Below are 12,687 nucleotides of genomic sequence, written 5' to 3'. Positions count from 1 at the left end.
CGGCTCGCGCCTATGGCTCGGTCGCACGCGCTCGGCAGATCAGGTGGTCGAGCGAGACGCGTCCCGGCCCGTAGGCCATGATGCCGAGCGCCATCGCCGCCCAGGTGATGTGGATCGGCCATCCGTCAGGCACGGTCAGCTCGACGATGACGGTCATGAACAGCAGTCCGAGCGCCGCAAAACGAGTGCCGAAGCCGAGCAGGAGGAGGATCGGGAACATGATTTCTCCGCATCCCGAGAGGAAGGCCATCACGGTCGGCACCGGATAATGATAAGGCCCGCCCGGCAGATGCAGCATGAACTCGTCGCTGAACAACGTCACCGCCGTATCGTTGAGCCTGAGGAAGCCTGCCCATTTGAGCATGCCGGAACGCCAGAACGGCACCGCCAGCGCGACGCGGAGCACGAGCTGAACGACCGACGGCGAGGCAATGGTCTGCACGAGATGATTGGCCTTGTCGACGAGGAGCCCGAGCGAGGGGAGGCCGCCACCCGCCTGCATGCGTTGGTCCGTGATCATCAGACGTCTCCGAAAGCGATTGAGGTGAAGGCGCCCGCCTCGATCAGGCCGGTGATGTTCGAAGCGATGTCGAAGTCGGTCGCTGCGTCCAGCGCGCGTGCAGCGGCCTCGCCGAGCGGCCGACCCGACATCAGGCTGCTCGCGAATGCCGCTCCGCCGGGCGGCAGGTGCCGGACCACGACATCGAATTCGACGCGAGTGACCAACGCGTCTTCCGGTGTCGCAGCGTCGATGCGCCCGACCGGCGACGTGTCGCGATTGGCGGCGAATATCGTCACCGCCGCGAATTGCGACCGCACGATTCCCGCCGCCGGGTGCGGTATGAGAACGAGACCGTCCAGCCGCTCCGGCGCAACTGCGGCAAGCTGCGCCGGCGACAGCGGTGCCGCGTCGGCGGCGTGATAGGCATCGAGCCATGCCCGCTCGATGCGGGCGACATCTGCGAGCCAGGGCATCATCTGCGCATGTTCATATTGCGCGATGAAGGCCGGGAAATCGCGGCCATAGTCGGACAGCAGCGGCGAGATCGGCGGTGTGCCGCGAACATGGAAGCGCGCCATGGCGCGGAAGAAGTCGGTGCCGGTGATGCGCTGCACCGCTGGATAAATCGCGGCGAGCGCGTCGATCAGGCTGACCGTGACGTTGTTGCGGTAGACGTCGTAGCGCTTGCCGGCGGCCTTGCCGTTCGGGCCGGTCACGATCTCAGGGGCAGGGCGCACCGGGTCCAGCAGCGCCGGTGCAAAGGCTGCGGCAAAGCAAAGGTCAGGCTCAGGCGGCATGACGATCTCCCGTCAACCCGGTCGGGCGGCAACGATCGAGGATCGCCTGCGCCGCGGCGGCTTCCGCCCGCAGGACCGGCCAATCCGGGATCTTGCTGTCCCACTCGATCAGCGTCGGCACCGGACCACGGCGCTGGACGACGATCTCGTAGAGTTTCCACACAGCGTCCGCGACGGGGCCGTCATGGCTGTCGATCAGCAGCAGATCACCTTCGTCGTCGGCCTGCTCGGCATGACCGGCGAGATGGATCTCCCCGACGCGCGCCAGCGGAAAGTCCGCGAGGTAGTCGAGTGCCGAGTATCCGTGATTGGTCGCGGATACGAATACATTGTTGATATCGAGCAGCAGCCCGCAACCGGTCCGTTCGGCAACGGCGCGGATGAATTCCGTCTCGCTCATCGACGATTCGCGGAAGGCGACATAGGTCGACGGGTTTTCCAGCAGCAGCGGGCGGCGGATCGCGTCCTGCACCTGATCGATGTGATCGCAGACGTTTCGGAGCGTGGCTGCGGTGTAGGGCAGCGGCAACAGATCGTTGAAAAAGCTGGTCTCATGCGTCGACCAGGCGAGATGCTCGGATACCAGCGCGGGCTGGTAACGCGCCACCAGTTCGCGAAAGCGGGCCAGATGCGCCTTGTCGAGTGGCTGTGGTCCGCCGATCGACATGCACACGCCATGCAGCGACAGCGGATGGTCGCGGCGGATCGCTTCCAGCGCTCGATGCGGCGGCCCGCCTGCGCCCATGTAGTTCTCGGCATGGACCTCGAAGAAGCCGCGTTGCTGTTTCGCGCCCAGGATGGCCTGAAGATGTTCGGGCTTGAAGCTCGTCCCGGCGACGCCGCCGATGGGCGCGGAATAGCGGAGGGGCACCGCAGACATGTCAGGCGCGATTGCCGTCGTCATGGTTTCTCTCCGCTCTTCCCTGTTGTCGTGGTCGCGACGCAGAGCGTCAGACCGGCTTGAGCGAGCCCTTCTTGCCGCCCGGCAGCTCAATGCTGGCGCAGGTGCCGCCCTGAACGAATTTCCAGGCATCGCCCTGGAAGTCAGCGGTCGAGGTGCCTTGGCAGGTCGTGCCCGGTCCGGCCGCGCAATCGTTCTGGCCCTTCAGGGCGACGCCGAAGCATTTTTCCTTTTTGGCCGCGACGGCCGCGTCGCCCTCGGCCTTGGTCAGCGGAGCAGCAGTGGCCAGGGTCGCGAGTGCGGTCGACATGGCGCCGGCGAGAACGAGCGTGGTCACGGCAAGTTTGGCAGACATTGGAGTTCTCCTGTTCGAGATGGCATCGCCTGGCAGGCGAAGGCGCATGGTTCCTTTCGCTCCGCGCGCAGCCCGCGTTACCGCGAAGCTGTCACGAAGCCGTGATACCGCCTGGATCGGCGCACCACATGTGCGCTTGGGTCGGGATTTGCGGGCAAGCGGCCGTTCATATCCAATGCCGTGGCGCTATCGAGTCGTTAGCGGGAGAGCATTGGTCGCAGTCGGTCGCGCCTGCCAGAGGTAACGAACGGCGGAAGCCTGCGTAAAGCGATGACAGGAGCCGTGCCCGGCCGAAAGCGGAACAATCATGAACGTCGATCCCGGACGTCAGCTTCGCGCGATCGCCAGGTTGACGGTCAGCATCCGCCTCGCGGTCTCGGCGCTGGTGCTGACCGCGATCCTGCTGACGGCGGCGCTTTCGAGCCTGTTGTGGTGGCGCACGGCCGAAGCGGCCAGCCGGCAGCTCGCATCGACCATCAACGAACAGATCGTGGCCGCTGTCCGCAAGGAGGTCGCCGCGATCGTGGACGAGGCGCGTGCCGCCCACACCGCGATCCGCACCCTGTTCCTGCAGAACGTGCTCGACACCCGCGAGGCCGACAAGCGCGAATTCGTGTTCCTGTCGCAATTGCAGTCGCAGGCGACGATCTCCTGGGTCGCCTTCGGCTGGCCCGACGGCTCCTTCTTCGCCGCGCACAAGCTCGGCGACCGCCGCCTCGAAATGATGGAGATCTCGCTGACCGATCATGCCGGCGAGCGCCGCATCGACGAATACGAGGTGGTGCCCGGCGACATCGAATTCGCCAATCGCCGTTTCGAGCCGACCGATTTTCGTGTCGCCGATCGCGCCTGGTTCAAGACCGGGCTGGCGGCCGGGGAGCCGGAGTGGTTCAAGGTGATAGACCATCCGACCGGCGAGCGGCCGTCGATTGCCTTTGCCGGTCCGATCGACGTCTACCAGGAGCGGCAGGGCGTCCTCGCCATCGTCATCGAGTACACCAGGCTCGCGCGCTTCCTGTCGCAGCTCGAGGTCGGACGCACCGGAACGGCTTTCATCATCGATGGCAGCGGCGAACTGGTCGCCGCTCCGGACAGGGAGGCCGACGAGCTGCACGTCGCGAAGGGCGATACGACACTGCTACCGCTGGCGCGGATGGCACTCGTAAAGGCGGGCGAGGATGGCCGCAAGGAAGCTTGGCGAAGCCGGCTGACATCGGCTGGCGCCGCTTACGAGGTCGCCCTCACGCCGCTGCCGTTTCCCGGCTGGTCGCTGGCGACCGTGATCCCCGAGGCCGAGTTCCTCGGTCCGGTCGAGACGACATTGCACCGCCTGCTCCTCGGCCTCGCCATCGGCGTCGTGCTCGCAGCATTGGCCTCGGCGGCGCTGGCACGTTCCATCATCGCGGCACCGCTGTCGCGCGTCGTCGGCGAGCTGCGTCATGTTGAAGCTTTCGCACTGGAGCAGGTCCGCCGCCATCCGTCGCGGCTCAAGGAGATCGCAAGCCTGTCCGGCGCGATCGCCGAAATGGCGGCCGGCCTTTCCGCGTTTCGCAAGTTCATTCCGGCCGATCTGGTCCGTTCGCTGTTGCAGCAGGGCGTCGAGGCAAAGCCCGGTGGCAGCATCCAGGAGCTCAGCGTGATGTTCGTCGACATCGCCGGCTTCACCGGGCTGTCCGAGCGGCTCGGCGATCGCGTGGTGCCGTTGTTGTCGCGCTATCTCGACCTCGCCTCCGAGGCCGTCGTCGCCAATGGCGGGACCATCGACAAGTTCATCGGCGACGCCGTGATGGCGTTCTGGGGCGCCCCGCAGCCGCAGGCCGACCATGCCCTGCGCTGCCGCCGCGCGGCGCTCGGCTGCCGCAGCGCAATCGCGGCGTGGGGCCTTGCCGACGATCTCGGCCAGCCGCTCCAGATCCGGATCGGCATCAATTCCGGCCGCATGCTGGTCGGCAACATCGGCTCGGAGCTGCGCCTGAACTATACCGTGATCGGCGATGCCGTGAACGTCGCGAGTCGCCTTGAGGGCGCCAACAAATCCTACGGTACGCAAATCCTCATTGGCGAAGCGACCGAACGTCTCGCACGCGGCGCGATCATCACGCGCGAGATCGACAGCATCGCCGTGTATGGACGCGAGGAGGGCTTTGCGGTCTACGAATTGGTCGGACTCCTCGGAGAGGACGGCGGCGAGACGCTCGATTGGATCGTCCGTTACGGACAGGGCCTCGCCAACTATCGCGCGCGCCGGTTTGCCGCTGCGGTCGCTGATTTCGAAGCCGTGCTGAATATGCGTGGTCCGGATCGCCCGGCTGAACTGATGCGCGACCGCTGCCGGCAGTTGGTTGAGAGCGCTCCTGATGTTGCGTGGCGCCCGGTCGCGGCGCTGACGACGAAGTAGTCGCGAAAGATTGGCGGGCTGAAGGAAGCGAGCTGGCGACGATCCTGTCTGCATGATACGCAACTGACACCCGCCCTCTTGCGCTCCCGGACCACCTCGAGACATGAAAACCACACTGCTGAAATCCGAAGACTACACCCGCTCGCCCTGGAAGAACGGCGGCGGCATCTTCACCGATATCGCGGACGCTCATCGCGCTGATGCCCCAGTGAAGGATTGGGACAGCCTGCTGTGGCGCTTCGCGGCCACCCCGATCGTGGCGCCGGGGCCATTCTCCCACATGCCCGGCATCGACCGCTTGCAGATGGTGGTCGGCGGGCGCGGGCTGGTGCTGAAGTCGCCGACGCAGGAGTTCGACGAGCGGGAGCCGTTCACGACGGTGCGCTTCACCGGCGAGCTCGAGATCGTGACCCGGCTCGAGGAAGGGCCAGTCGAGGTTGTGAATTTGATGGGCCGGCGCGGTGCGGTCGCGCTTGAGCTCGAAGCGCTCAGGGAGCCCGGTGAGCGGCGATTGTCCGCCGGCACGCATCTCATCTATGCGGCGCGCGGCGACTGCAGCATCCGTCTCGAAGGCACGGATTTTGCGATTTCGCACGACAACACATTGAAGGTCGAACTGACCGGGCGTCGACGCTTGCGCTCGTCTCGGGGCTGGCCGTGCTGGGCTCTATCCGGATTGTCGGCTGAACGGCGTTCCCGCCCACCGGAGCGCTGCGCACAATCCGTGCAACTGGCTAGGTTGACGCCGTCGCGCCGGAGCACGATATCTGCCCTGATGCAGCCGCCGCCCGAAGCACGGGCGGCCACGATATGAACGGGCAGATATGATCGCAGAGAAGAAACCCGCCACGCTGTCCGACGGCGTCGTCGACTGGCTGATCAACGGCACGCGCGACGAGCGCTTCATCGACAAGATCTTTGCCGACATGTGCGTCCGGCTTCAGCAGGCCGGCATTCCGCTGGCGCGGTCGACGCTTCACGTGCTGATCCAGCATCCGCAATGGCTGGGCGCCCGCTTCATGTGGTCCGACGGCATGAGCGAGGCGGAGATTGCACGGGTCGACTATGACGTCCGCGAGCGGTCCGAGTTCATCGGCAGTCCGGCAAGCGAAATGTTCGACGGCGCGACCGAAGTGCGCGAGAATCTCGAACGCGACCCCGCGCTCGGCCGCAAGCACGCGCTCTACGACGAGATGCGCGCAAAGGGCCTGACCGATTATGTGGGTTGGCCGCTCTATCATACGCTCGGCAAGCGGCATCTCGTCACCTTCGCGACCGACCGGCCCGGCGGTTTCGACGAGAGCCATGTCGCCGCCCTCAAGAACCTATTGCCGGTGCTGGCGCTGGTCAGCGAGATCCGCATCAAGAACCGGCTGGCGCGGACGCTGCTCGAGACCTATGTCGGCTCCCATGCCGGCGAGCTCATCCTGGCCGGCGCCACGCGGCGCGGCACCGGCACGACGGTGCGCGCCGCGATCATGATCTGCGATCTGCGCGAGTTCACCAAGATTTCCGACAATTGGCCGCGCGACGACGTCATCGACCTGCTCAACGACTATTTCGACGCGATGTCGGAGCCGATCGCGCGGCATGGCGGCGAGATCCTGAAATTCATCGGTGACGGCCTGCTCGCCATCTTCCCGCTGAGCGAGCCCAATGCCGGCGCAAACCTGCTGCATGCCGTGACCGAAGCCCGGCAGGCCATGATCGCGTTGAACGCGCGCAACGACGGCACCGGCCGCGCGCCGCTGAACTACGGCATCGGCGTCCATGTCGGCGACGTCATGTACGGCAATATCGGATCGTCCACCCGGCTCGATTTCACCGTGATCGGCCCCGCCGTCAACATGGCCTCGCGCCTCGAAGCTCTGACCAAGCAATTGGGAAGGACGGTGCTGCTGTCACGCGACTTCGCCGATCTCGTCGGCGGCCAGTTCGAGCTTGAGCGCGTCGGCAAGCACGACGTGCGCGGCTTCAGCGAGCCGATCGAGCTGTTTGCCTATCGCGGCTGAGGCAAAGCCGATATGCGACGATCATTGTTTCGATCCGGTCCAGCTTCCGACGCATCCATCGGATCGCCGGAACGACCCGGAGCCGCTGCGGCCTGAGATCCGCCCGGACATGGTCCAGGTCAGGCTTCCGGCGGCACCGACCCCGGAGGTGGAGCCGTTCGGACTGACTTGAGCGGTGCCGTACTGTCCGACCAACTTGCCGCCGGTGATGACCACCGTGTCGGAGGAGGTGCCGCAGGGCGTGCCGACACTGGTCAGAACCCATGCTCCGTCGAGATTGCCGCCTCCGCCGCTCTTTTGCAGCGCGCGGCGCGGCTCGTCGTCCGCGGGCTTGCTGCGCCGAGCCGGCTTCGAAGGCTCGGCCGCCCGCGGCGTCTCGCGCGAACCGGACAGCGATTTTTCGTCATTGCCGATGCTGCCGCCGGCGCTTCCCGACTGCGCACGCGCCATGTCGGGCAAGGCGACGATTGCGAGCGCGGCCGACAACAGGGCGGCTTCACAAGAAGCGCGGAAATAGTTTTGCATATTGCACTGGTTTGAAATGAACACGTCTTGACGGCGGATCGTATTGCCAATGCCGGAGTGTGTCACTACGCTTGACCCTGGGTCGCCCAAACGTTGCTTCGATCGGCCGCACGTTCATGCCAAAATTCCTCCGCATCGGAATCCATCAGTCGAACGTATCGGGTTACACGTCGAAGGCGTGGTGTGTCCGGCGCGTCGGCACGGCGATCCTCCTGAAATGGGGCGCCGTGGAGGTTCAGGGCGCTGGCGACGGACGCAAGGTCTATTGGACGCGTCTGCCGCAGGAGAAGACGATTCGCTGCGGCAGCGCGGAGCGTGCCCAGGATTACGCCAAGGCGGCGATCGCGCGGCGCCGCAACCATCGCTATGAACCTCTCGCCGGCGCGATCGTGCTCCGTCGCCGGCCCGCCGCAGGCAACACCGAGATCAAGCGGGCGCTCGCCACGATCCTGATCGTCGATATCGTCGGCTCCACCGCGAAGGCTGCAAAGCTCGGCGATGTCCGCTGGACCAAGATCATGGGCCATTATTACGCGGCGGTCCGCAAGGAGCTGAAGAGTTCGCGCGGCAAGGAAGTCACGACCACGGGCGACGGCGTGCTGGCGACGTTCAAGACGCCGGCTGCCGGCATCGGTTGCGCGGCCGCGATCCAGAAGGCGGTGCGTACGCTCGGCCTTGAGATCAGGGTCGGCCTGCATGCCGGAGAATACACCGTGAGCGGCACCGAGGCGGTCGGCCTCGCCTTTCACATCGGCACCCGCGTCGCCGCAAAGGCACGCGCCGGCGAGGTGCTGGTGTCGAGCGCGGTCAAGGAGCTGCTGGCGCCGAAGTCCGATATCCGCTTCGCCGATCACGGCGTGCACCAGCTCAAGGGCGTGCCGGAGCGCTGGCGGCTGTGGCGGGTGGAGGGCTGAGGCGCCGTCAGAAAGCCCGCGCCGTGCGGGCGGGCTGCGCTCGCCGGCTCTCAGGCCGAGGGATGAGTATGCGGCAGCATTTCGGCGCCGATGGAGATGCAGCCGAGCTTTATCCTGAGGAGGCCGCGAAGCGGCCGTCTCGAGGGACGAGGCGCTCGCTCAGGCGTCGCTGAGACGTCATAGGCGATAGCCCTCCGCTTTGCCTAGGGGACGTACACCGCGTACGGAAAATCAACCCATGATACAACCATTGCTTGCGTGATGGCCGGAAAACCAGCAGTATGCATGCTGGCTTATGGTCGATCTCAAGTTGAACGATGCCGTCGCGTCACGGCGTCATCGTCCCGGGATTGCCCGACGCATCCGCGCTTCACCTGGAAACCTCATGACCCGCATCGCCGCAGTCGACTGCAACGCGACCATTGCCGTCATCGGCGCGGGCCCGGCGGGCCTGTCGACCGCATGGTTCCTGTCGAAGAACGGGTTTCACAACGTCACGGTGCTGGAGAAGCTCGGCCAGATCGGCGGGCTCTGCAAGAGGTTCACCGTCGACGGCATGAGCTATGACCTCGGTGCCAATTACGTCACCTGGGCCTACCAGGAGACGCTGGAGATCGCGCAGGAGGTCGGCGCGACCACCTATGCCGAGGAGCCCTATACCTCGATCGACATCGCACCGGACGGCAACAGCTTCAAATACCGATCGCTCATGGAGGCCGTGCTCTACGACCCCTACACCAAGGCCACGATCTCGTTGTGGACCTTCCTCTGGGCGGCGGTTCGATACCTTTATATTCGCTGGCAGCTCAGCGGCGTCATCGACGCGCCGGACTATCTCGACAAGATCCACGAGCGCCCCGAGCTCTGCGTCGACTTCAAGTCCTGGCTCGCAAAACAGGATCTGATGCCGCTGGCCACCCTGTTCCAGTTTCCGATCACGATCATGGGCTACGGCCAGCTCGACGACATCGCGACGCCCTACGCGCTGCGCTACATGTCGGTTCGGACGTTCTTTCCGATGGTGTTCGGGCTCGGCCCGGTCAACTGGATCATCGGGAGCTGGCCGCGGCGCTTCACCGACGGGTTTCAGCGGCTGTGGGAGCGGGTGTCCTGGCGCCTCAACGTCCGGCTCAACGTCAACATCACCAAGATCGAGCGCTCCGCGGCCGGTGTCCGGATCGACATGGAATATCCCGAGCAGGATCTGAACGACCTCAAGATCGTCAAGGACAGCAAGCTCTATGACTATCTGGTGCTCGCCTGCCCGTTGACGACGGATGTGTTCACGCGGCTCGGCCTTGCTCCCAACGCCGCGGAGCAGAATGTGAATCGCGAGATCAAGTTCAATCCGTACTGCATGACGACGTTCTGGATCGACATGACGATGAAGGCGCCGGTCGCGCCGGTGCTGCCGCTCACCGAACAGGGCACGCCGTGGGCGGTCGCGCGGCAGTTCCAGGACAGCGGCAACATGTTCACGCAGTTCTACACGCGCCCCAGGGACAAGCAGACCGGCGAAGAGGTCATCGGGGAGGTCAAGCGCCTGACCAAACTGCTCGGCGGCACGATCGACACCAGCCAGCCGCGCTGGCACACGTTCGACGAGTTCACCTACTTCCAGCACTTCACGCCGGATCAGATCAAGACCGGCATCTATGCGGACCTCGCCCGCATGCAGGGCGAAGACCGCACGTTCTACGTCGGCGGCGCCACCGACTTCGAGCTGGTCGAGCCGATCGTCGTCCATTCGAAACATATCGTCGAGAAGTATTTTGCCGGCGGGGTCCGCGCGACATAGCGGAACGGAGAAGTCATCACCCCACCGTCAGCGCACGCCCGTGCCTTTGCAGCGCTGGCACTTCACCACCTTGTCGCCCTTCTTGAGCAGGCCTTTGCCTTCGCAGTTCTTGCATTTCTGCTTCTTCTTGATGTTCGGGCCTTTTTCACTGGTCATGCATGGCTCCTGGCGCGAGAGGCGGGACGGCGCCTTGTATAGGCTGACCTCGGCGAGGGGGGTAGTCGATAGTCCAAATGGATGCCGACAACCCTGCCATTTTTCGTCAATGCCATCTTCTCAGATGCTCGCCTTCAGGCCTCCAACCCCTATTTTGCGCCCGAGAAAGCATCCGCTGCATAGACGACCTTGCCGCCCACCACCGTCAGCAGAGACGCCGTGGCACCGATCTGCTCGACGGGGACGGACAGGAAATCCCGGTCGAGAATCGCGAAGTCGGCGAGCTTGCCGGTCTCCAGCGTGCCGCGCCGGGTCTCGTCGAAGCAGAACCACGCGCTTCCCACGGTGTAGAGGCGCAAGGCATCTTCGCGGCTCGGCGTTTCGTCCGGGCCACGCGTCGAGAGACCGCCGACGGTCTTGCCGTCGAGCATCCATTGCAGCGCCACGAACGGATTGTAGGATGCGACCCGATGCGCATCCGTGCCGGCCCCGACATGGACCCCCATGCGCAACGCCGTGGCGATGGGTGGCATGCTGCGCGCGGCTTCGCCGGCCTGCGCCACGATACGGTCGCCTCCGAGATACATCGCGTCCTGCATGGTCCAGCCGACACCAAGGGCCTTCATGCGCGCCAGCGTCTGGGGCGAGGTGTTGTCGAGATGGGCGATGGACCAGCGCAGCGGCGCGAGCGGCGTCTCCTTGTTGACCTCGTCATAGAGGTCCAGCAGGTGATGGACGGATTTGTCTTCCTGCCAGTGGATCGTGACCGTCAGCCCTTGCTTGGCCGCCCAGCGAATGATCTCGCGGAACTTGTCCTTGGCGGCCGCGTCGGGCGCATTGTTGTTGTACATGGCGCCGGTGATCCGCTCGCCGATGCCGTTGAACCGCAGCATGTCGTCGCCGAATCCCATCGGAAGGAACGGCGTGAGAGTCTTGTACTCCTCGAATTCCGCGCCGACATTCTGGGCGAACAGGCTGAAGGCAACCCGAACCGACAATGATTTGTCACGCCAGAGCTTTTGCAAGGCGGCGTAATGGCTGGGATAGATGCTGAAGCCGCCCGGATCCACGATCCCGGTCACGCCAAGACGATTGAGCTCCGTGAAGAACTGCCGGGTCCCGGCGACATTCTCATCGAAATTCGGCCGAGGCAGCCGATCGAACAGCGCGGAGATGCTGACGATGGAGCCGTTGAGCCAGCCCGTGGTGTCGCCCGATGCGGCGCGCTCGGTCGTGATGCCGGCCGGCAACTGATCCGCGGACATCCCGAGCGCTTGCTGCGCTTTTGGCGTCATCAGCACCACCGAATAGAACAGCTGGATGTAAGCCGGATTGTCGGGAACGGCCGACATCACCTCGGCGAGCGTCGGCCGCCGCTTCTCCGCAAATTGCAATTCGCTCCAGCCGCCGGCCACGATGATCCAGGACGCCGGGCGCGCTTTTGCCGCCTGGGCCAAGCGTTCCATGGCCTCAGGGATAGTCTTTGCGCCGATCCAGTTGACCTCGGTTGCGTAGGTGAGGCCGGCGCGCACCGCGTGAATATGGGAATCGATCAATCCCGGAATGATCGTGCGTCCACCTGCGTCGACACGGCGCGTCGCGGGCCCGGCCAGGCCTTCCACGGCATCGTTGCCGCCAATCGCGACGATCTTGCCGTCGCGGACTGCGAGCGCCTGCGCGATCGTCGATGCAGGATCCAGCGTCACGAGCTTTGCGTTCGTGACAATGAGGTCGGCCTTTTGTGCGTGAGCCAAACTGGACCAGCAAGAGATCACCAAGATCGCCAGAAGCTTTCGCATCATCAGTCCCGAAATGAGAGAGGCCGAAGCGGCGCCAAACATCCGCCGCTGGATGCGCCCGCGGACATCGCGCGTCGCAACGAGGAGTGTCGCGATCCTGACCAGGTCTGGCACCAACAAAATCAGCCGGTCCACCGGAAAATTTGGTGAAGGCCCAGATATTTGATTTTACGGATCGCCTTCGTCCGTTGGGCTTCGGTGCGGCAGCCTTCGCCCGCTTCGCTTGTCACTTAAGGCTTCGGCTTGCCGAGCCGAAGCTCGCGAAGCGAGCCAAGGCTGGTGGGCCCGGCAGGACTCGAGCCTGGAATTACGGTGCAGTGCTGTCACCGCAACCCGGTTGCAGTGGCAATCTGCGCCTTCGCTATAATGAGGGCGCCCTGGTGCGATGCACCAGGAGCATAGATCGGCGACGGATCGTGCGGTGACAGATCGCGCAGCCTGTGTTTCGGCATGGAATAAGGACCCCGTTTTCGGGGTGATCGGCATTAAATCGGGACCCCGGGATAAGGGTCCACAGTGGCTTCCATCGA

The 12,687-nt window shown here is 64.8% G+C and carries 11 protein-coding genes and 1 pseudogene; 5 read left to right on the top strand and 7 right to left on the bottom strand.

All coding sequences use genetic code 11. The features are described 5' to 3' along the window. Positions 1–10: 10 nt before the first annotated feature. From C7G41_RS31840 to C7G41_RS31825, 4 genes are read right to left on the bottom strand one after another with little or no spacing between them, the layout of a single operon-like run. Entirely contained in the window at positions 11–520 is a 510-nt protein-coding gene (locus C7G41_RS31840; RefSeq protein ID WP_106946240.1) for a DoxX family protein, read from the bottom strand. Further along, positions 520–1,299, bottom strand: a complete 780-nt coding sequence (locus C7G41_RS31835) for a DNA-binding domain-containing protein (RefSeq protein ID WP_106946239.1) — start codon at positions 1,297–1,299, stop codon at positions 520–522. Before C7G41_RS31835 ends, C7G41_RS31840 begins: the two co-directional genes overlap by 1 nt. Then, on the bottom strand, positions 1,289–2,203 hold the full coding sequence (locus C7G41_RS31830; RefSeq protein ID WP_106946238.1) for a DUF692 domain-containing protein: 915 nt from the start codon (positions 2,201–2,203) through the stop codon (positions 1,289–1,291). Before C7G41_RS31830 ends, C7G41_RS31835 begins: the two co-directional genes overlap by 11 nt. 46 nt (positions 2,204–2,249) lie before the next feature. Continuing rightward, positions 2,250–2,555 carry a DUF2282 domain-containing protein gene (locus tag C7G41_RS31825; protein WP_106946237.1) on the bottom strand — a complete coding sequence of 102 codons (306 nt, stop codon included), beginning with the start codon at positions 2,553–2,555 and terminating at the stop codon, positions 2,250–2,252. Between the two features lie 307 nt (positions 2,556–2,862). Here C7G41_RS31825 and C7G41_RS31820 point away from each other — a divergent pair, with 307 nt between their 5' ends. From C7G41_RS31820 to C7G41_RS31810, 3 genes and pseudogenes are all read left to right on the top strand, one after another. Next, positions 2,863–4,953, top strand: coding sequence for an adenylate/guanylate cyclase domain-containing protein (locus C7G41_RS31820; protein ID WP_106946236.1), 2,091 nt, complete (start codon positions 2,863–2,865; stop codon positions 4,951–4,953). Between the two features lie 103 nt (positions 4,954–5,056). Then, positions 5,057–5,640, top strand: a pseudogene (locus C7G41_RS31815) (HutD family protein). A 137-nt stretch (positions 5,641–5,777) separates the two neighbouring features. Then, positions 5,778–6,965, top strand: coding sequence for an adenylate/guanylate cyclase domain-containing protein (locus C7G41_RS31810; RefSeq protein ID WP_106946235.1), 1,188 nt, complete (start codon positions 5,778–5,780; stop codon positions 6,963–6,965). A gap of 21 nt (positions 6,966–6,986) precedes the next feature. On the opposite strand, the gene C7G41_RS31805 is transcribed toward C7G41_RS31810, so the two are convergent. Further along, the gene (locus C7G41_RS31805) at positions 6,987–7,490 is read right to left on the bottom strand and encodes a hypothetical protein (RefSeq protein WP_106946304.1); all 504 of its coding nucleotides are present in this window, start codon (positions 7,488–7,490) and stop codon (positions 6,987–6,989) included. 116 nt (positions 7,491–7,606) lie between these two features. Here C7G41_RS31805 and C7G41_RS31800 point away from each other — a divergent pair, with 116 nt between their 5' ends. Continuing rightward, the gene (locus tag C7G41_RS31800; protein ID WP_106946303.1) at positions 7,607–8,404 is read left to right on the top strand and encodes an adenylate/guanylate cyclase domain-containing protein; all 798 of its coding nucleotides are present in this window, start codon (positions 7,607–7,609) and stop codon (positions 8,402–8,404) included. A gap of 385 nt (positions 8,405–8,789) precedes the next feature. Beyond that, positions 8,790–10,202, top strand: coding sequence for an NAD(P)/FAD-dependent oxidoreductase (locus C7G41_RS31795; RefSeq protein WP_158268059.1), 1,413 nt, complete (start codon positions 8,790–8,792; stop codon positions 10,200–10,202). A 27-nt stretch (positions 10,203–10,229) separates the two neighbouring features. Here the strand turns inward: C7G41_RS31795 and C7G41_RS38880 are convergent, their stop codons facing one another. Next, the gene (locus C7G41_RS38880; protein ID WP_007600646.1) at positions 10,230–10,358 is read right to left on the bottom strand and encodes a hypothetical protein; all 129 of its coding nucleotides are present in this window, start codon (positions 10,356–10,358) and stop codon (positions 10,230–10,232) included. Positions 10,359–10,507: 149 nt separating this feature from the next. Further along, positions 10,508–12,064, bottom strand: a complete 1,557-nt coding sequence (locus C7G41_RS31790; protein ID WP_245446819.1) for an amidohydrolase — start codon at positions 12,062–12,064, stop codon at positions 10,508–10,510. Between the last annotated feature and the right edge of the window lie 623 nt (positions 12,065–12,687).

It is taken from the genome of Bradyrhizobium sp. MOS002, assembly GCF_003020115.1.
Taxonomy (GTDB): Bacteria; Pseudomonadota; Alphaproteobacteria; order Rhizobiales; family Xanthobacteraceae; genus Bradyrhizobium.
This window is presented reverse-complemented; position numbering and strand designations above follow the sequence as displayed.